This is a genomic window from Streptomyces sp. NBC_01477 (genome assembly GCF_036227245.1).
GTDB lineage: Bacteria > Actinomycetota > Actinomycetes > Streptomycetales > Streptomycetaceae > Actinacidiphila.
The window spans coordinates 2500401-2519055 of record NZ_CP109445.1; the positions used below are offsets into that span (position 1 = coordinate 2500401).

Annotated in this window: 22 protein-coding genes; 7 read left to right on the forward strand and 15 right to left on the reverse strand. The window is 72.9% G+C overall.

What is annotated here, in order from left to right; all coding sequences use genetic code 11:
* Positions 1–118: 118 nt before the first annotated feature.
* On the reverse strand, positions 119–400 hold the full coding sequence (locus tag OHA86_RS09920; RefSeq protein WP_329174246.1) for an acylphosphatase: 282 nt from the start codon (positions 398–400) through the stop codon (positions 119–121).
* A gap of 138 nt (positions 401–538) precedes the next feature.
* Here OHA86_RS09920 and OHA86_RS09925 point away from each other — a divergent pair, with 138 nt between their 5' ends.
* On the forward strand, positions 539–1408 hold the full coding sequence (locus OHA86_RS09925; RefSeq protein ID WP_329174247.1) for a CAP domain-containing protein: 870 nt from the start codon (positions 539–541) through the stop codon (positions 1406–1408).
* 60 nt (positions 1409–1468) lie between these two features.
* On the forward strand, positions 1469–1906 hold the full coding sequence (locus OHA86_RS09930) for a winged helix-turn-helix transcriptional regulator (protein WP_329174248.1): 438 nt from the start codon (positions 1469–1471) through the stop codon (positions 1904–1906).
* On the opposite strand, the gene mutM is transcribed toward OHA86_RS09930, so the two are convergent.
* From mutM to OHA86_RS09975, 9 genes are all read right to left on the reverse strand, one after another.
* Complete coding sequence (mutM, locus tag OHA86_RS09935; protein ID WP_329174249.1) at positions 1861–2727, reverse strand: bifunctional DNA-formamidopyrimidine glycosylase/DNA-(apurinic or apyrimidinic site) lyase; 867 nt, start codon at positions 2725–2727, stop codon at positions 1861–1863. The two genes, OHA86_RS09930 and mutM, sit on opposite strands and share 46 nt — an antisense overlap.
* A gap of 346 nt (positions 2728–3073) precedes the next feature.
* Positions 3074–3823: a ribonuclease III gene (rnc, locus tag OHA86_RS09940; RefSeq protein ID WP_329174251.1), complete on the reverse strand. Its 750-nt coding sequence runs from the start codon at positions 3821–3823 to the stop codon at positions 3074–3076.
* A gap of 19 nt (positions 3824–3842) precedes the next feature.
* A complete protein-coding gene (gene rpmF / locus OHA86_RS09945) occupies positions 3843–4016 on the reverse strand; it encodes a 50S ribosomal protein L32 (protein WP_188281855.1) in 174 nt (57 codons plus the stop codon).
* Between the two features lie 2 nt (positions 4017–4018).
* Complete coding sequence (locus OHA86_RS09950) at positions 4019–4642, reverse strand: YceD family protein (RefSeq protein ID WP_329182346.1); 624 nt, start codon at positions 4640–4642, stop codon at positions 4019–4021.
* A 150-nt stretch (positions 4643–4792) separates the two neighbouring features.
* On the reverse strand, positions 4793–5962 hold the full coding sequence (locus tag OHA86_RS09955; RefSeq protein WP_329174255.1) for an ATP synthase F0 subunit B: 1170 nt from the start codon (positions 5960–5962) through the stop codon (positions 4793–4795).
* A gap of 10 nt (positions 5963–5972) precedes the next feature.
* Positions 5973–6452 carry a pantetheine-phosphate adenylyltransferase gene (coaD, locus tag OHA86_RS09960; RefSeq protein ID WP_329174257.1) on the reverse strand — a complete coding sequence of 160 codons (480 nt, stop codon included), beginning with the start codon at positions 6450–6452 and terminating at the stop codon, positions 5973–5975.
* A gap of 83 nt (positions 6453–6535) precedes the next feature.
* The gene (gene rsmD / locus OHA86_RS09965) at positions 6536–7117 is read right to left on the reverse strand and encodes a 16S rRNA (guanine(966)-N(2))-methyltransferase RsmD (RefSeq protein ID WP_329174259.1); all 582 of its coding nucleotides are present in this window, start codon (positions 7115–7117) and stop codon (positions 6536–6538) included.
* Between the two features lie 38 nt (positions 7118–7155).
* The gene (recG, locus tag OHA86_RS09970; protein ID WP_329174260.1) at positions 7156–9354 is read right to left on the reverse strand and encodes an ATP-dependent DNA helicase RecG; all 2199 of its coding nucleotides are present in this window, start codon (positions 9352–9354) and stop codon (positions 7156–7158) included.
* Between the two features lie 58 nt (positions 9355–9412).
* Positions 9413–11053: a DAK2 domain-containing protein gene (locus OHA86_RS09975; RefSeq protein WP_329174262.1), complete on the reverse strand. Its 1641-nt coding sequence runs from the start codon at positions 11051–11053 to the stop codon at positions 9413–9415.
* Positions 11054–11491: 438 nt separating this feature from the next.
* Between OHA86_RS09975 and rpmB the strand changes: the two genes are divergently transcribed.
* Complete coding sequence (gene rpmB, locus OHA86_RS09980; protein ID WP_033173090.1) at positions 11492–11677, forward strand: 50S ribosomal protein L28; 186 nt, start codon at positions 11492–11494, stop codon at positions 11675–11677.
* A gap of 197 nt (positions 11678–11874) precedes the next feature.
* On the opposite strand, the gene thiD is transcribed toward rpmB, so the two are convergent.
* Positions 11875–12690: a bifunctional hydroxymethylpyrimidine kinase/phosphomethylpyrimidine kinase gene (gene thiD / locus OHA86_RS09985; RefSeq protein ID WP_329174263.1), complete on the reverse strand. Its 816-nt coding sequence runs from the start codon at positions 12688–12690 to the stop codon at positions 11875–11877.
* A complete protein-coding gene (locus tag OHA86_RS09990; RefSeq protein ID WP_329174264.1) occupies positions 12687–13652 on the reverse strand; it encodes a thiamine-phosphate kinase in 966 nt (321 codons plus the stop codon). Before OHA86_RS09990 ends, thiD begins: the two co-directional genes overlap by 4 nt.
* Positions 13653–13810: 158 nt before the next feature.
* Between OHA86_RS09990 and OHA86_RS09995 the strand changes: the two genes are divergently transcribed.
* Both OHA86_RS09995 and OHA86_RS10000 read left to right on the forward strand, forming a co-directional pair.
* Positions 13811–14044, forward strand: a complete 234-nt coding sequence (locus OHA86_RS09995) for an Lrp/AsnC family transcriptional regulator (RefSeq protein WP_073500427.1) — start codon at positions 13811–13813, stop codon at positions 14042–14044.
* Between the two features lie 19 nt (positions 14045–14063).
* The gene (locus OHA86_RS10000; protein WP_329174266.1) at positions 14064–14546 is read left to right on the forward strand and encodes a DUF3515 domain-containing protein; all 483 of its coding nucleotides are present in this window, start codon (positions 14064–14066) and stop codon (positions 14544–14546) included.
* A 37-nt stretch (positions 14547–14583) separates the two neighbouring features.
* Here OHA86_RS10000 and OHA86_RS10005 read toward each other — a convergent pair whose 3' ends face one another.
* From OHA86_RS10005 to OHA86_RS10015, 3 genes are read right to left on the reverse strand one after another with little or no spacing between them, the layout of a single operon-like run.
* Positions 14584–15771, reverse strand: a complete 1188-nt coding sequence (locus OHA86_RS10005; RefSeq protein ID WP_329174267.1) for a D-alanine--D-alanine ligase family protein — start codon at positions 15769–15771, stop codon at positions 14584–14586.
* 12 nt (positions 15772–15783) lie between these two features.
* Entirely contained in the window at positions 15784–16731 is a 948-nt protein-coding gene (locus tag OHA86_RS10010) for an NAD(P)H-dependent glycerol-3-phosphate dehydrogenase (protein ID WP_443054163.1), read from the reverse strand.
* A gap of 50 nt (positions 16732–16781) precedes the next feature.
* Positions 16782–17504 (reverse strand): lysophospholipid acyltransferase family protein, encoded by a 723-nt coding sequence (locus OHA86_RS10015; protein ID WP_329174271.1) that lies wholly within the window; start codon positions 17502–17504, stop codon positions 16782–16784.
* Between the two features lie 128 nt (positions 17505–17632).
* Between OHA86_RS10015 and cofC the strand changes: the two genes are divergently transcribed.
* Positions 17633–18256, forward strand: a complete 624-nt coding sequence (gene cofC / locus OHA86_RS10020; RefSeq protein ID WP_329182347.1) for a 2-phospho-L-lactate guanylyltransferase — start codon at positions 17633–17635, stop codon at positions 18254–18256.
* A 75-nt stretch (positions 18257–18331) separates the two neighbouring features.
* A complete protein-coding gene (locus OHA86_RS10025; RefSeq protein ID WP_329174273.1) occupies positions 18332–18550 on the forward strand; it encodes a hypothetical protein in 219 nt (72 codons plus the stop codon).
* The last annotated feature ends 105 nt before the right edge of the window (positions 18551–18655 follow it).

The following is an 18655-nucleotide window of genomic DNA, read 5'->3' on the forward strand; positions in this document are numbered from 1 at the left end:
GATGGGGGCAGCCTGACACGACATCCGTCGTATGGCAACCGGTCGTCCCCATCGAATCGCAAAAGCTCCGCCACCCGGGCGATCACCCACCGCGACGGGCGTGCGTGTCATGCGCGAGTCAGCGGATCTCGAACCCGTCGTAGCCGCCGCGCGGCTCGGACCAGATCTCGGTGACCCCGTCGGCGCGGCCGGGCGTGTCGCCGTGCCGGAGCCAGTCGAGCAGTTGCTCGCACCGCTCGCGGGCGCCCTCGGCCACCACCTGCACCCGGCCGTCGCCGAGGTTGCCCGCGTAGCCGCACAGGCCGCCGATCCCCAGCGCGGTGGCCCGGGTCCACCACCGGAAGCCGACGCCCTGCACCCGGCCGCGCACCCATGCGGTGAGCCGGACATTTTCGTTCATGCGGGCACGTTATCCGGTCCGCGGGGTAGCTGTGCGGACCGGACCACCGCACCGGCGGGCGTGATTCGCTACAGTCGCCCCCCAGCAGGACTTCACCCGAACGGGTGAAGCACCGTGAAGCATTGAGGAGCGCACTCGATGGGCCGACACAGCCGCCAGGCGCAGCCGGCCGCGCCGCAGCCCGGCCCGCACGGGCATCGCGGGCGGCGCAAGCACCACCCGGTGCGCACCGGGCTGCTGGCCACGTCCGCCGTGATGGCGGTCGGCGCGGTCGCCGCGTCGTCCGGGCTGCTGTCCGGCGTGACCGGCGGGCTCGACCAGGACGGCGACGGCCGGGGCAGCGCCCAGGCCGACGGCCCCGCGGACCCGTCGCGGACCGGCAGCGACCAGCCCTCGCCGCAGGGCGGTACGACCACCGCGATACCCGGCTCGCCCGGCTCCTCGGCGCCGGGCACGCCCTCGGCGTCCCCGACGAAGCCCGCCGCGCCCACCGCCTCGGCCGCGCCGACCGCCACCCGGCCGCCCGCGAGCCCGACGGCGACGCCGACCCGTACCAGCAGCGCGCCCACCACCCCGGTACGGACCACGCCGGCCGTCAAAAAGCCTGCCGCGAGCCCGAGCAGCGACACGCTTTCCGCCGCCCGGGCGGCGATCCTGTCGCTGGTGAACGACGAGCGGGCCACCGCAGGCTGCAAGCCGCTCACCGCCAGCTCCCCGCTCGACGGGCTGGCCCAGGCGTTCAGCGACGACATGGCGGCCCGCGGCTTCTTCGACCACACCGACCCCGACGGCCACACCCCCTGGGACCGGGCCAAGGCCCGCGGCATCGGCAACCTGGGCGGCGAGAACATAGCCCGCGGCCAGGCCACCGCCCAGGCGGTGATGACCGCCTGGATGAACAGCCCCGGCCACCGGGCGAACATCCTCAACTGCGACTACACGACCCTCGGCGTCGGCATCCACTTCGGCAGCGGCGGCCCGTGGTGGACCCAGGACTTCGGCTTCTGAGGCGCTAACCAAAGGAAAGCGCAACCCGCTGGGCAGCACCGCGGCCGGTACGCTGGGGTCATGGCCGAGACGATCGAGCAGGGCGCGGGGGTGCGCGGCGAAGCCGGGGACGACGCGGCCTTCGACGTCTTCGCGCGGGACTGCCCGTCACGCTTCACCCTGGCGCACGTCACCGGGCGCTGGGGCAGCCTCACGCTGGGGGCGCTGCGCGAGGACACGCTGCGGTTCAACGAACTGCGGCGCCGGGTCGACGGGGTCAGCGAGAAGATGCTCTCCCAGACGCTGCACGCGCTGGAGCGGGACGGGCTGGTCGTCAGGGACGCCCGGCCGACGAATCCGCCGCACGTCGAATACCGCCTCACCCCGCTCGGCGCGCAGACCGCGGACCGCCTGCTCGCCCTGATCGAGCTGGTCGAGGAGCGGATGCCGGACGTGCTCGCCGCCCAGCGGGCCTATGACGAGGCGCGCGGCGCGGGCTGGCAGCGCGGGCAGAAGTAGCTCGACCTGTTCATCCACGCCCGGCGGCGGATCGGCGTGCCGCAGCGGCGGCAGGGCCGGTCCTCCCGGCCGTACGCGTCCAGCGAGCGGTCGAAATAGCCGGACTCGCCGTTCACATTGACGTACATGCTGTCGAAGCTGGTGCCGCCGGCGGCCAGCGCGTCGCCCATCACCTCGCGGATGTGCAGGATCAGCTCCGCGGTCAGGGGGCGGGTCAGGCCGGCGGTCGGGCGCTCGTAGTGCAGCTTGGTACGCCACAGCGCCTCGTCGGCGTAGATGTTGCCGACCCCGCTGATCAGGCTCTGGTCGAGCAGCGCCCGCTTGATGGTGGTGCGCTTGCGGCGCAGGGCCGCGTGGAAGGCGTCCTCGTCGAACGCCGGGTCCAGCGGGTCGCGCGCGATGTGGGTGAGCGGCTGCGGCAGGCTCTCGGGGTCGCCGGGGACGGTGTCCTGGAGCGACAGCCCGCCGAAGGTGCGCTGGTCCACGAACCGCAGGTCCGTACCGTCGCCGTCGGCGAAGGTGAAGCGGACCCGCAGGTGGGTTTCGTACGGTGCCGAGGTGGGGCGGATCAGGAACTGGCCGCTCATGCCGAGGTGGGCGAGCAGGGCTGCCTCCTGCGTGACCGGCAGCCACAGGTATTTGCCCCTGCGGTGGGGCGTGCCGAGCTTCTGGCCGGTCAGGCGGGCGGTGAAGTCCTCGGCCCCGGCCACGTGGCGCCTGACGGCGCGGGGGTGCAGGACGCTCACCGACGCGACGGTGCGGCCCGCCGCCCAGCGGTCGAGACCGCGGCGCACGACTTCCACTTCTGGGAGTTCGGGCATGCCAATCCCTTCCAGGGGGGTGCGGGTGTCTGTGCGGCTCCCCTGCCGCGGAGGGTGCCCGACCGGGCGGTTCCCCTGCCGGGGGGTGCCCCGTCAGGGGAACGGGGAGCTGCGCGGCCGGCCCACCCACCGCCGTCGTGCTGCGACGGGCCGCCACTGCCCCAGGGGCGCGGAGCCCTGCGCGGTCAGCCCACCAGCCGCGTACGGGTCGTCACCGGACCGGAGGGGCAGATCGGTTCGATCCGGACCACCGGCCGGTGGTGGGTTGTTCGCGCAGTTCCCCGCGCCCCTGGTGGGTACCCCCTGCCGGAGGGGGACCGCCGGAACTCGCGCGCCCCCGGAGGGGTCAGCTCGCGGCGGCGGAGGTTTTGCGGATGGAGCGCCAGGCGGCCTCAGCCGCCTGCTGCTCCGCTTCCTTCTTGCTGCGGCCGGTGCCGGTGCCGTACTCGACACCACCGACGCGGGCGGCAGCCGTGAAGGTCTTCTCGTGATCGGGGCCCGACTCGGAGACGACGTACTCCGGTACACCCAGGCTCTCGCTCGCGGTGAGCTCCTGGAGGCTGGTCTTCCAGTCCAGGCCGGCACCGAGGTTGGAGGACTCCTCGATGAGCGGGTCGAAGAGCCGGTGGACCAGCTCGGACGCCGCGTCGAGACCCTGGTCGAGATAGACGGCACCGATCACCGCTTCGAGGGTGTCCGCGAGGATCGAGGCCTTGTCCCGCCCGCCGGTGCCCTCTTCGCCGCGGCCCAGGCTGATGAACGCGCCGAGGTCGAGGCCCCGGCTGACGCCCGCGAGCGCTCGCGAGTTGACCACCGCGGCCCGCAGCTTGGCCAGTTGGCCCTCGGGCAGGTCGGGGTGGGTGCGGTAGAGGGTGTCGGTGACCACCAGGCCGAGCACGGAGTCCCCGAGGAATTCCAGCCGCTCGTTGGTGGGCAGCCCGCCGTTCTCGTACGCGTACGAGCGGTGGGTGAGCGCACGCACCAGAAGGGCGGGCTCAAGGTGATACCCGAGCCGCCCTTCCAGAAGCGTGTGGGACGAGGCTGTTTCCGTCGCGGCGTCCGTCGCGGCCTGCTTCGGCGCTGAGGCGTCTGACATGAAGCCTGTCACCTGCCGATCAGACGTCGATTACCTGACGGCGGTTGTACGTGCCGCAGCTGGGGCACGCGATGTGCTGCAGCTTCGGCTCGTGGCAGCGCTCGCACGCCACCAGGCTCACGGGCGCAGCCTTCCACTGCGAACGGCGGTGGCGCGTGTTGCTGCGCGACATCTTCCGCTTGGGAACAGCCACGGCTACTTCTCCTGATCGTCGTCGGAGCCGTTTCCGGCACCGTTCTGCTGGGTCTTCGGATCCACGGTGAGATCCTGCAGGGCCGCCCACCGGATGTCGGTGACCGCGTGGTGGTGGTCCGGGTCGTCGGCGAGCCGGGCTCCACAGGTGGAGCACAGGCCCGCGCAGTCGTCCTGGCACACCGGCTGCATCGGCAGTGCGAGCACCACCGCGTCTCGCAGCACCGGTTCGAGGTCGAAGAGATCGTCCTCGAGTTCGAACGCGTCCTCGTCCTCGGCGTCGTCACCGGCTTCGTCCCTGCGGGCGGTCCGGGTGTCGGCGTCGGGGTAGGAGAACATCTCCTGGAAGTCCGCGTCCAGCTCGCGCTCGACGGGCTCCAGACACCTTACGCACTCCCCCGTGACCGGCGCATGGGCGGTGCCGGTGACCAGCACACCCTCCATGACCGACTCCAGGCGGAGGTCCAGCTCGACGGTGGCGCCCTTGGGCACCCCGATGACATCGATGATGCCGAGGTCGTCGGGGGCCGGCACCGAGCGGGAGACCTTCCTCATCGCGCCCGGACGCCTGCCCAGCTCGTGTGTGTCGAACACGAGCGGGTTGCGGTGGTCAAGGCGGGTGTTCAGGGCTCCTGCTTTCCTCGGTTCACGGCCTGCGCGTCCCTTGCGGGCGGGCAGGCAGAAGCGCCGGCGATTCACACGGCTGGAAGTGACAGGATACTGGACGCGCCGCCCCCGCCCAAACGGAGCAGTACGGGGGCCGGCGGCACGGACCGGTCAGCGGCCCTGCTCCAGCTCCCGCAGCCGGTTGAGGTCGATCATCCCGGTGTCGAAGAAGCTGGTCTCGTCCAGCGCGGCGGCCGGCTGCGCGTACTGCTGTCCCTGCTGCTGCCCCTGCTGCTGGTACGGGAGCTGCGGCGGGTACTGCTGCTGGTCGTAGCCGGGCTGCTGCTCGTAGCCCTGCTGCTGGCCGTAGTCGTAGCCCGCGTCCTGGCCGTAGCCCGGCTGCGGGGCGTACGGGTCCGCGTAGCCGGCCTGCTGGGCGTACTCCTGCTGCTGGTAGCCGTCGCCGGTCTCCTGGCCGTAGCCCTGCTGCTGGTACGTCTCCTGCTGCTGGTAGCCGTAGCCGGGATCCTGCCGGGGCTCGCCGACGGCCGGCTGCGGGTCGTAGCCGTACTGCGCCAGGTCGGCCTGCTCGGGCGCGGGGGCCGCGAGGCCCGCCAGGTAGTCGGCGTCGGACTGGCGGTGGATCTGCTGCGGGTCGCCGTCGGTGCCGTCCGCGGCGGCGATCTGCGCGGCCAGGTCGTCGATCGGGTTGTGCCCGGTGAGCTTGAGCCGGCCGCGGCCGACCGCCTCCAGGGTCTTGGTGAGCACCGCCTCGAAGGCGCCGAGCTTGGTGTCGACGTAGTCGTCGGCGCGGCGGCGCAGCGTCTCGGGGTCGGCGCTGCGCTCGGGGGCGTCCGGGTCGTCCTCGGCCGGGAAGCCCTGCTCGTCGAAGTCGGGGTGGCGGCCGAGCAGCTTCTCGCGGCCGCGGTCGACCGAGCCGATGGTCTTGGTGAGGACCACCTCGAAGTTGGCGAGCTTGCTGTCGACGTAGTCGTCGGCCTCGGCGCGGATCTCGTCGGCCTCGCGGCGGGCCTCGGCGACGATCCGGTCGGCCTCGTCCTTGGACTGCCGGGCGATGTTCGTGTCGGAGACCAGCGAGCCGCGTTCGGCGTGCGCCGACTCGATGATCCGCTGGGCCTCGGCCCTGGCCTGTTCGACCATCTGCTCGCGGTCGCCGAGCAGACCCTCGGCCTGGGCGAGGGAGTCGGGCAGCGCGGCGGACACCTCGTCGAGCATGGCAAGCAGCTCGGCCCGGTTCACCACGCAGGAGGCCGACATCGGCATCGACCGGGCGTTCGTCAGCGCGGCCGCGATCTCATCGAGCTTCTTCTGGACGTCCACGTCCAAGACTCTAGCGCTGCCGCAGCTTGGTGTTCAGCGCCTGGAGGACCGGGGCGGGCACCAAGTGCGAGATGTCGCCGCCCCATTGGGCGACTTCTTTCACAAGGCTGGAGGACAGGAAGCTGTAGGCGGGGTTGGTGGGCACGAACAGCGTCTCCACGCCGGAAAGCCCGATGTTCATCTGGGCCATCTGCAACTCGTAGTCGAAGTCGCTGACCGCCCGCAGGCCCTTGACGATGGCCGGGATGTCGCGCTGCTTGCAGAAGTCCACCAGAAGGCCGTGGAAGGACTCCACCTGCACATTGCCGAGGTCGGAGGTGACCTGTTCGATGAGCGCGATCCGCTCGTCGACGTCGAACAGGCCCTTCTTGGACTGGTTGATCATCACCGCGACGTGCACGACGTCGTACAGCCGGGAGGCGCGGGCGATGATGTCGAGGTGTCCGTTGGTGACCGGGTCGAAGGACCCGGGACAGACTGCGCGGCGCATGACTGGCTCCTCGCTCTGCGAACGGGCGTTACCGGTACGTCGGACGCCGGGGCCCGCGACGGGCTTCCGGCTGCTCCGCGGGCTCATGACCCGGCGGTAACTTGGGCGGCGCGACCGTACCAAAGTGTCGCCTCGCCGTACCGCCGGGAGCGCAGCCCCTCGAAGCCGGCCGGCCAGTCGAAGTCACCGCCCCGGGTCCTGCGTTCCACGGTGACCAGTGTGTCGGCCGCGAGCCAGCCACCGGCCAGGAGTGTGAGCAGAATCTCCCGCAGAGCGTCGCCGGCGACGTCGTAGGGCGGGTCGAGGAAGACCACGTCGTACGGCTCCGCGGGCGGTGGTCCCGCCACCACCTTCTCGGCCTTCCCGGCCCGCACCTCGGCGCCCGGCAGGCCGATCGCCGCGGCGTTCTCGCGGATCGTACGGGCCGCGAGCGGGTCGGCCTCGGCCAGCAGCACGTGGGCGGCGCCCCGCGACAGCGCTTCCAGCCCGACCGCGCCGGAACCGCCGTACAGGTCCATGACCCTCGCCCCGGCCAGGGTGCCGCGCAGCGACAGCAGGGTCGAGAAGAGGCCTTCCTTGGCCCGGTCCGAGGTGGGCCGGGTGCCGGTGCCCGGGGGTACGGCAAGGCGCCGGCCGCCGGCCGCTCCGGCGATCACGCGCGTCATGTGCTGCTCACCCTCCGCACCCTATCCGGCCCGGCCGGTCAGCCCTTGTCGAGATACTGCTCGCGGTCGGCGTCCAGCAGGCTGTCGAGCGCGCTGCGCAGGTCGGGGTGGCCGGTCAGCTCCGGGTCGGCCGCGACCACCTCGACGGCCTCCTGCCTGGCCTGCTCGATCACGTCCCGGTCCTCGATGACCGTCAGCATCCGCAGCGACGAGCGGGACCCGGACTGCGCCTGGCCCAGCACATCGCCCTCGCGGCGCTGCTGGAGGTCGATCTCGGACAGCTCGAAGCCGTCCAGGGTGGCGGCCACCGCGTCGAGCCGGCCGCGCGCCGGGCTCGCCTCGGGCGCCTCGGAGACCAGCAGGCACAGGCCGGGCGCGGACCCGCGGCCGACCCGGCCGCGCAACTGGTGCAGCTGCGAGACGCCGAAGCGGTCCGCGTCCATGATCACCATGGCGGTGGCATTCGGCACGTTCACCCCGACCTCGATCACCGTGGTCGCCACCAGCACGTCCACCTCGCCGGCCGCGAAGCGCCGCATCACGTCGTCCTTGGCGTCCGGCGCCATCCGCCCGTGCAGCACCTCGACCCGCAGGCCGCGCAGCGGTCCCGCGGCGATCTGCTCGGCGACCTCCAGCACGGCGAGCGGCGGCCTGCGCTCGGCGTCGTCGGCCTTCTTCGCCGCGGCCTTGCCGTCCTCGTCGTCGCCGATCCGCGGGCACACCACATACGCCTGGTGCCCGCCCTCGGCCTCCTCGCGCACCCGCTCCCAGGCCCGGCTGAGGAAGTGCGGCTTCTCCGCCGCCGGTACGACATGGGTCGCGATCGGCGAGCGCCCGGCCGGCAGCTGGTCGAGCACCGAGGTCTCCAGGTCGCCGAAGACCGTCATCGCCACCGTCCGCGGGATCGGGGTGGCCGTCATCACCAGCAGATGCGGCGGCTGCGGCGCCTTGGCCCGCAGCGCGTCGCGCTGCTCGACCCCGAAGCGGTGCTGCTCGTCGACCACGACGAGCCCCAGGTCGTGGAATTTGACCTTGTCCTCGATCAGCGCGTGGGTGCCCACCACGATCCCGGCCTCGCCCGTCACCAGGTCCAGCAGCGCCTGCCGGCGGGCGGGGGTGCCCATCGAACCGGTCAGCAGCACCACCTTCGTACCCAGCTCGGACCCGCCGAGCATTCCCGCGGACTCCGCGAGGCCGCCCATCATCTCGGTGATCGAGCGGTGGTGCTGCTGCGCCAGCACCTCGGTCGGCGCCAGCATCGCCGCCTGCCCGCCCGCGTCCACCACGCCGAGCATCGCCCGCAGCGCCACCAGGGTCTTGCCCGAGCCGACCTCGCCCTGGAGCAGCCGGTGCATCGGGTGGTCGGTGGCCAGGTCCGCGAAGACCTCGGCGGACACGCTGCGCTGGCCCTCGGTGAGCGTGAACGGCAGCTTCGCGTCGAAGGCCGCGAGCAGCCCGTCCGCGGCCGGCCGGCGGGGCACCGCGGGCAGCGCCGACTCCGCGGCCCGGCGGCGCGCCAGCGCGACCTGGAGCACGAACGCCTCGTCCCAGCGCAGCCGGTCCCTGGCCGCGGCGATGTCGGCCTTCGTACGCGGCCGGTGCACCTTCTCCAGCGCCTCGGGCAGCGGGGCGAGACCGCGGGTCTCGCGCAGCTGGGCGGGCAGCGGCTCGCCGACGCCCGCCCAGCCGGTGCCGGCCAGCGAATTGAGCGCGGTCTCGACGGCCTGCGCGATCTTCCACGAGGTGATCTGCTTGCACGCCGGATACAGCGGGATCAGCCGGTTCGCGAAGGCGTCGACCTCCGCCTCGCCCTCGTCCGCGTCCAGCAGCTGGTAGTCGGGGTGCGCGAGCTGCCGCGTCCGGTTGAAGACCGACACCTTCCCGGAGAACATCCCCCGCCGCCCGGGGATCAGCCGGTGCGCGTGCGCGTGGGCGGCCTTGCTGAAGAACACCAGCGTCAGCGACCCGCTGCCGTCGCTGACCACGACTTCGAGCCGTACGCCGGACCCGCCGCCGTACGTCCGCTTGTCCGCCTTGGAGATCTGCGCCACCACGGTCACGTACTCGTCCACCGGCAGGTCGGCCAGCCGCGTCAACTCCCCGCGCTCGGCATACCGCCGCGGGTAGTGGTGCAGCAGGTCCCCTGTGGTGTGCAGGCCGAGATGCTCGCCGAGCACCTTGGCGGTGCGGTCGCCGACGAGCTTGCGCAGCGGTTCGTCCAACGGGTTGCCAGTCATCACCACCATCTTGGCGCACCCCCCTGACAAACCGGCGGCTCCCCCGCGCCGCCCGCCGCTACTCGACGCCGATCAGCAGCGGGCACGACGCCTGCCCGCCCTCGTACGTCACGGTGTCCACCGCCATGTGGGTGTCGCGGACGTGGGACTCCAGCCGGGCGGCGAGGCCCGCGGGCGCGGTGGCGCCCAGCACGAGGGTGACCATCTCGCCGCCGGCCGCGAGCATCCGGTCCAGGACGCGGACGGCGGTGTCCACGACGCCCGGGCCGATCACGGCGACGTCGCCGTCGATCAGGCCGAGGACGTCGCCGGCCTGGCAGACGCCCGCCATGGTCCACGACTCGCGCTCGGCGACGGCGAGTTCCGCGTAACGGGTCGCGCCGGCCGCGGACGTCATCGCGACGACGTCCTCGTCGAAACGGCGGGACGGTTCGTGGACGGCGAGCGCGGCGATGCCCTGGACCGCGGAGCGGGTGGGGATCAGGGCGACGCGGACGCCGTCCGCGCGGGCCTGCTCGACGGCGGCGCCGGCCGCGGGCCGCAGGTCGCTGTCGTTCGGCAGCAGTATCACCTCGCGGGCGTGCGCCCCGCGGATCGCGGCGGCGATCTCACCGCTGGCGGGCGGGTCCCCGGGGCGTACGGCGACCACCACGGCCCCGGCCTGCGAGCACAGTTCGGCCATGCCGTCGCCGCGCACCAGCGCCACGACGGCCCGCTCGTGGCGCCCCGCGGTGCTGCGGACCTGCTCGCCGAAGTGCGTGACGCGGATGCGGTACGGCCGGCCGGCCTCGATGCCCGCCTCGATGGCGGCGCCCACGTCGTCGACGTGCACATGGACGTTCCACAGGCCGTCGCCGCCGACCACGACCAGGGAGTCGCCGAGCGCGTCGAGCCGGGCGCGCAGCGGCGGGATCGCGGCGGGCGGCGCCTCCAGCAGGTAGATCACCTCGTACGCGGGTCCGCCGCCGGCGGCGCCCTCCCCGCACCCGTCCGGCTCCGCCGGCTCCCCGGTGCGGAAGGACGTGCCCGCGCCCGCGGCGGTGTCGGTACGCATCGAGGCGTCCCCGGTCACGGCGTCGGACAGCGCGCCCAGCACCGCGACCAGGCCGAGGCCGCCGGCGTCCACGACGCCGGCGGCCCGCAGGACGCCGAGCTGGCCCGGGGTCGCGGCCAGCGCCGCGCGGGCGCCGGTGTGGGCGGCGCGCACCACCTCGACCAGGCCGCCGTCGGCCGCCTGCGCCGCGCTTGCCGCGGCGGACGCCACGGTGAGCATCGTGCCCTCCGCCGGGTGTGCGACGGCCTCGTACGCGGAGTCCGCGGCGGAGCGCAGCGCCAGGCGGAGCGCGGCGGCGTCCGGGTCGCCCGCGGCGTGGGCGAGCGGTTCGTTCATGCCGCGCAGCAGCTGGGCCAGGATCGTGCCGGAATTGCCGCGGGCACCGATGAGGGCGCCGTGGGACATCGCCCGGAAGGCCTCGGGCAGCGTCGGGCGGGCGGCCGGGTCCGCCGACGCGTGGGCGTCGAAGACGGCTTCCACGGACTGGGCGGCGGACTCGACGGTGAGGTAGAGGTTGGTGCCGGTGTCGCCGTCGGCGACGGGGTAGACGTTGATCGCGTCGATCTCTTCCCGGGCGCGGCCCAGGGCGGCGAGGGCGAGCCGGCACCAAGTGCGCACTGTGGGTGCGTCGAGCGAGGGCGGCACGAATCCTCCTGCGGAGTGCGTTTTCTCCGGGTGAGCGTAGTCGTCCGTCGGGCTCCGCCCGTCCTGCCCGTGCCTGTCCGGGCCGCGGCCCATAATCCCCGCCTCCCCGCCGGCGGGGGCCTTTCGCGCGGTTCCCCGCGCCCCTGGGGGGTGCCCCGTCCTGTTGCGTTCACACTGGCGGTGCGCTGTGGCCTGTCGCGCGGTTCCCCGCGCCCCGGGCGGCAGCTCCGGCCTGTTCGCTTCTCGGCTGCGGCTGCGTCGTGGGGGAAGGGACCGGCAGCACCCGAGGTGCGCGCCCGGGCCCGCGGGCACGGCGGGGGCACCTCCGGGAGCGTGGTAGTTTCGTTGCATGGGCGCAGCCGTTGTATGCTGCTCCGGTTGCCTGGGGCTCTCCCGGGCTTTTCCTCGTAAATGCATCTGAAGTCTTTGGAGTGTCCCGTGGCTGCCAACTGCGACGTCTGCGGCAAGGGGCCGGGCTTCGGCAACAGCATTTCCCACTCGCACCGCCGTACCCCGCGTCGTTGGAACCCCAACATCCAGCGGGTGCGCGCAGTCGTGGGGAAGACGCCGAAGCGGCTCAATGTCTGCACCTCGTGCATCAAGGCCGGCAAGGTCTCGCGCTAGCGAGTGACCCCCCTCCGCCCGCAGGGGCGGAAGGGACCCGGTCCGCGCTGACGCGGCACCTCGCAGCGGCGCAGCCTTCCGGCTCCGGAAAGCCGGTCCACCTTCGGGTGGGCCGGCTTTTCAGCGTGTCCGGGTGCGCCAGCCGTGGCAGCCTTCCGGCTCCGGAAAGCCGGTCCACCTTCGGGTGGGCCGGCTTTTCAGCGTGTCCGGGTGCGCCAGCCGTGGTCGACCGGGCCGATACCGGCGCCCAGCGGGAAGCCGGCCGCGATCGCCCCGGTGACGTAGGACTTCGCCAGGCCCACCGCGGCGGGCACCTCGTGGCCGAGGGCGAGGTAGGAGGCCAGCGCGCTGGCCAGGGTGCAGCCGGTGCCGTGGGTGTGGGCGTTGGCGTGGCGGGGGGCGTGGAACCACCGCTCGGTGCGGCCGTCGGAGAGCAGGTCGGCGCAGTCCGCGTGGCGGTCGGCGCCCGGCAGGTGGCCGCCCTTGACCAGCGCCCAGCGCGGGCCGCAGGCCAGGACCGCGTCGGCGGCGGCCCGCATGCCCTCCCGGTCGGTGACGGCGATCCCGGTGAGCCGGGTGACCTCGTCCAGGTTGGGCGTGGCGACGGTGGCCAGCGGCAGCAGCCGGGTACGGACGACGTCGGGCGCGTCGCCGCGCAGCAGGCTGTCGCCGTGCTTGGAGACGCCGACCGGATCGACGACGACGGGGACGTCGAGGCCGGTGAGCAGGTCGGCGACAGTCCCGGCCAGTTCGGCGGAGCCGAGCATGCCGGTCTTGACCGCCTGGACGCCGATGTCGTCCACGACGGCCCTGAACTGCGCGCGTACCGCCTCCTGCGGCAGGTCCCAGGAGCCGCGCACGCCGAGCGAGTTCTGCGCGGTCACCGCGGTGATCACGCTCATGCCGTGGACGCCGAGGGCGAGCATCGTCTTGAGGTCGGCCTGGATGCCCGCACCGCCGCCGGAGTCGGATCCGGCGACGGTGAGCACCCGGGCCGGGGGCGGGAGCGTCACGCGTCGTCGCCGAAGTGGTCCCAGCCGCCCGCCTTCTCCCACGGCGCACCGTCCACGGTGACCTGCGGGGCGCGGCCGGCCGGCGCCCTGACCGAGCCGATGACCCGCCAGCGGGCGGGCAGTTTCACGTCGGGCGGGAAGGCCGCGACGATGGCGTGGTCCTCGCCGCCGGTGAGCACCCAGTGCAGCGGGTCGACGCCGACGGCCTGCCCGATGTCGGTCATCTGGGCGGGTACGTCGATGTCGGCGGAGCGCAGGTCGATGTCGGCGCCGCTGGCGGTGGCGATGTGGCCGAGGTCGGCGACCAGGCCGTCGCTGACGTCGGTCATGGCGGTGGCGCCGAGTTCGGCCGCCGCGGGGCCGGCGTGGTAGGGCGGTTCGGGGCGGCGGTGCGCCTCGACGAAGGCGCGCGGGGAGCGGAAGCCGCGGGACAGGACGGCGAGTCCCGCGGCCGACCAGCCGAGCCAGCCGGTGACGGCGATGACGTCGCCGGGGCGCGCCCCGGACCGGGTGACGGCGTCGCGGTTGCGCAGGTCCCCCAGCGCGGTGATGGCGACGGTGATGGTGTCGCCGCGTACGACGTCGCCGCCGACCACGGCCGCGCCGGCGACCTGGCATTCGTCGCGGATGCCGTCCATCAGCTCGACCGGCCAGGTGGCGGGGAGTTCGGTGGGCACGACCAGGCCGAGCAGCACGGCGGTGGGGACGGCGCCCATGGCGGCGATGTCCGCGAGGTTCTGGGCGGCGGCCTTGCGGCCGACGTCGTAGGCGGTGGACCAGTCGCGGCGGAAGTGCCGGCCTTCGAGCAGGATGTCGGTGGTGGCCACCACCCGCCGGTCGGGCGCGGTGACGACGGCCGCGTCGTCACCGGGGCCGATTTTCACGGCCGGGGTCGAGGTGAGGCGGGAGGTCAGTTCCCTGATGAGCCCGAACTCCCCCAACTCGCCCACAGTCCCCTTCATCTCATCGTCCCCTTAAGTCTCGGCATTCGCCGGTTCTGCTGCGTGTTTCCCGTCAATACGGGGGTCAGGTACCGCGCGGGTCTCCCCGCTGTGCGCGACGACGCGATAACGTGGCGTCCCCCTTCCCACATGATCCTCGTAGCCGCCCTGGAGGTTCCGTGGTACAGGCCTACATCCTGATCCAGACCGAGGTCGGCAAGGCCTCGGCAGTAGCGGAGGTGATTTCCAAGATCGACGGCGTCATTCAGGCCGAGGACGTCACGGGCCCCTATGACGTGATCGTCAGGGCCCGGGCGGACACGGTCGACGAACTCGGCCGCATGGTGGTGGCCAAGGTCCAGCAAGTGGACGGAATCACCCGGACTCTCACCTGTCCGGTCGTCCATATCTAGCCCCCGATATGCTCGCCCGATGGCGCTGTATCACCGGGTCGTCCTGATCAACGTGTCCGCCGTCGCGTGCCTCGCCGCGGCGGCGGCCTACGCTTTCGCCATGCCCGGTGGCGGTGACGACTCCGTCGCCGTACCGGTTCCCGACGCGCGCACCGCCGGTTACTGCCATGCGCTGCACGACGCTTTGCCGCAGCGGGTCACGGGGCTTTCCCGGCATGATCTCAAGCCGCGCTCCGAATTGATCACCGGGTGGGGGGACCCGGCGATCGTACTGCGCTGCGGGGTGCCGCGACCGGCGGTGGACAACAATCCCGAGGCCGACGGCGTCGAGGTGGACGGGGTCGGCTGGTCCATCGAGCGCGGGTCCGGCGGGTCGTTCCGGCTCACCACGACCCTGCGCACGGCGTACGTCGAGGTGACGCTGCCGAAGAAGTACGCCGGCGATCTCGGCCCGCTGACCGATCTCGCCGACGCGGTGACCAGGACGATCCCCGGTCTGTGAGCGGGCGCCCTGCCGGCCGCCGGCCGGCAGGGGCGTGTCAGCGCAGGCCGGTGGAGCGGCGCAGCGCCGCCTGGATGAGCCGGTCGACCAGTTCGGGGTAGCCGACGCCGCTCTCCTGCCACATCCGCGGGTACATCGAGATCGGGGTGAAGCCCGGCATGGTGTTGATCTCGTTGATCACGAACTCGCCGCTGTCCAGCAGGAAGAAGTCCGCCCTGACCAGGCCCTCGCAGGAGGCGGCCTCGAAGGCGGCGACGGCCAGCCGCTGCACCTCGGCAGTCTGGTCGGGGGTGAGCGGCGCGGGCACGACGCCTTCCGCCGAGTCGATGTACTTCGCCTCGAAGTCGTAGAAGGCGTGGGTGGTGACCGGCGGGATCTCGGCGGGCACCGACGCGCGCGGGCCGTCCTCGAACTCGAGCACCCCGCACTCGATCTCCCGGCCGCTCAGCAGCGCCTCGACGACGAGCTTCGGGTCGTGCCTGCGGGCCTCGGCAATTGCCGCGTCCAGCCCGTCGGGTCCTTCGACCTTGCTGATGCCGAAGGAGGAGCCGCCGCGGGCGGGCTTCACGAACAGCGGCCAGCCGTGCTCGGCGGCGAAGCCGGTGAGGCGGTCGCGTACCGCTCCCGGGTCCTGCTCCCATTCCCGCGGGCGGACCACGGTGTAGGGGCCGACGGCCAGGCCGAAGGAGGTGAAGATCCGCTTCATGTACTCCTTGTCCATGCCGACGGCGGAGGCGAGCACGCCCGCGCCGACGTAAGGGACGCCGGAGAGTTCGAGCAGGCCCTGGAGGGTGCCGTCCTCGCCGTAGGGGCCGTGCAGCAGCGGGAAGACGACGTCGACCTCGCCGAGCGCCTTGGGGACGGCGCCGGTCTCGGTGTAGACGACCTCGCGGTTGGCCGGGTCGACCGGGAGGACGACGATGCCCTCCTGGTCGGTGACCTGTTCCACGGTGGGCATCGTGCGGTCGGCGATGGCCATCCGGTCCGGCGCGTCGGCGGTCAGCGCCCAGCGGCCCTCGGTGGTGATGCCGATCGGCAGGACGTCGTACTTGGTGCGGTCGATGGCCCGCAGCAGGCTTGCCGCGGTCACCACCGAGACACCGTGCTCGGAGCTGCGCCCGCCGAAGACGACGGCGACGCGCGGCTTGCGTACGTAACCGGACGGCGCCGGGCGGTCGGCGCTCTCGTCGGGTCCCGGACTCTGGGGAGAAGGCAGGTTGCTCATGTCGCGTTGACCTTACCTTTCGGGCTTCGCGGAGCGTGACATCAACTCCCGCACGGCTACAACCGGCGGCTTCCCGTTGTGCACGATATCGACCACCGTCTCGGTGATCGGCATGTCCACGCCGTGGCGGCGGGCGAGATCGGCCACCGATTCGCAGGACTTGACGCCCTCCGCGGTGCGCCGGGTGACGGCGATCGTCTCGGCCAGGGTCATGCCGCGGCCGAGGTTGGTGCCGAAGGTGTGGTTGCGGGACAGCGGCGAGGAGCAGGTGGCGACCAGGTCGCCCATGCCGGCCAGGCCCGCGAAGGTGTGCGCGTCGGCGCCCATCGCCAGGCCGAGCCTGGTGGTCTCGGCCAAGCCGCGGGTGATCAGCGACGCCTTGGTGTTGTCGCCGAGCCCCATGCCGTCGGCGATGCCGACGGCGAGCCCGATGACGTTCTTGACCGCGCCGCCCAGTTCGCAGCCGACGACGTCGGTGTTGGTGTACGGGCGGAAGTACGGGGTGTGGCAGGCGGCCTGGATGCGGCGGGCGACGGCGTCGTCCCGGCAGGCGACGACGGAGGCGGCGGGCTGCCGTTCGGCGATCTCGGGCGCGAGATTGGGCCCCGACAGCACGGCGACCCGGTCGGGCCCGGTCTTGGCGACCTCCTCGATGACCTCGCTCATCCGCTTGGCGGTGCCGAGTTCGACGCCCTTCATCAGGCTGACCAATACCGCGTCGTCGCGCAGCAGCGGCGCCCACTCGGCGAGATTGCCGCGCAGGGTCTGCGAGGGGACGGTGAGGAAGACCAGTTCCGCGTCCCGCGCCGCCTGCGCGGGGTCGGCGGTGGCCGTGACGGAGGCGGGCAGTTCGAGCTGCGGGAAATACTCGGGATTGTGCCGGGTGGTGTTGATCGCGTCGACCAGTGCGGGCCTGCGGCCCCACAGCGACACCTGGCATCCGGCGTCGGCGAGCACCATGGCGAAGGCGGTGCCCCACGAGCCGGTGCCGAAGACCGCGCAGCGCGTCGTCACTTGCCCCCCCGGGCCTTGCGCGGGTCGTACAGACCGTCGGGGGCGGTCTCGCCGCGCAATTCCGCGAGGAGTTCGGCGACGCTGCGCATGATGGTCTCGGTGACCGCGCGCAGCGTCTCTGCGGTGGGCTCCTGACCGTAGAAGGCGTCGAGGTCGACCGGCGGCCCGGCCAGCACCCGCAGCGTCTTGCGGGGGAAGAGCCGGAGCCGCTTCTCCTTGGCGTACGGCGGCATCACCTCGTTGGCGCCCCACTGGGCGACCGGGATGACCGGGGCCTTGGTGAGCAGCGCGACCCGGGCGACGCCGGTCTTGGAGACCATCGGCCACTGGTCGGGGTCGCGGGTGAGGGTGCCTTCCGGGTAGAAGGCGACGCATTCGCCGGCCTCGATCGCGGCGACCGCGGCACGGAAGGCGTTGGCGGCGTCGGTGGTCTCGCGGAAGACCGGGATCTGGCCGGTGCCGCGCAGCACGCTGCCGACGAACAGCGGTTTGAAGAGTCCGGCCTTGGCCAGGAAGCGGGGCACCCGGCCGGTGTTGTACTGGAAATGCGCGTAGGACAGCGGGTCCAGGTACGAGTTGTGGTTCACCGCGGTGATGAATCCATCGTTGACGGGAATGTGCTCCATTCCGCGCCAATCCCGCTTGAACAGCACAATGAGCGGCGGTTTCGCGATGACAGCCGCCAGGCGGTACCAGAAACCGATTCTGCGGCGGGACACCCGGACTCCTCTTCGTTGCGATGGCGCTGCCGCTCAGCATCGCGGCTACCAGAGACTAACGCCAGGTCTCAGGGCGCCGGGGGGCAGCTCTGGCACTCGGTGACAATGGTGAGGTGGATGTGACGGGGATGTGGTCGCTGGTGGTGCCGCTCAAGCCGCTGGCGGTGGCCAAGAGCAGGCTGTCGGCGGCGGGGGCGGTACGCCCGGCGCTGGCGCTGGCCTTCGTGCTCGACACGGTGGGCGCCGCGCTGGCGTGCCCTGAGGTGGCGGATGTCACGGTGGTCACCGACGACCCGACGGCGGGCGCCGAAGTGGCCGGGCTGGGGGCTTTCGTGGCGGCCGACGTGCCGGCGGCGGGGCTGAACGCGGCGCTGCGGTACGGCGCCGGTCTCGTACGGCAGCGGCGGGCGTCGGCGGGCGTCGGGGCGCTGAACGGCGATCTCCCGGCCCTGCGGCCCGCCGAACTGGGCGCGGTGCTGCGGGAGGCCGCGCGGCTGCCCGGGCGGGCGTTCCTGGCCGATACGGCGGGTCCGGGAACAACCTTGCTCACCGCGTCCCCCGGCGTCGCCCTCTCCCCCGGCTTCGGCGGCGCCTCCCGGTCCCGCCACCTCGCCTCGGGGGCACGTGAGATCACGCTGGCCGCGGTGCCGTCGGTGCGGCAGGACGTGGACACCGCGGCGGACCTGGACGCGGCCCGCGCTCTGGGCCTGGGTCCGCGCACCTCGCTGCTCTTCCCGGCCCGCACCGCCTGACGCCCGGGCCCCGGCCTGTCGCGCGGGCCTTCACGGCGCCGCGGCGGCCCGGACGGCAGGCCCTAGGCTGGGGCCATGCAAGCGACGGCGTTCACCTATGACCCCGGCACCCGGGCGGGCAGTGTGCTGCTGGACGACGGGACGCCGGTGGCGTTCGACGCCGCGGCCTTCGACGCGGGCGGGCTGCGGCTGCTGCGCCCCGGCCAGCGGGTGCGGATCCGCACCGAGGGCGAGGGCGCCGCGCGGCGGGTGGTCTTCGTGACGCTGCAGACGTATCCGGACCCCGGCGCGTAAGGCCGCACGGGCGGCGGGAAAACGGCGCGGCCCGAACGGCGCGGCCCGTACGGCGCGGCGGGAAAACCAGCGGGGCGGGAAAACGGTGCGGGCCGGGCGACCCCT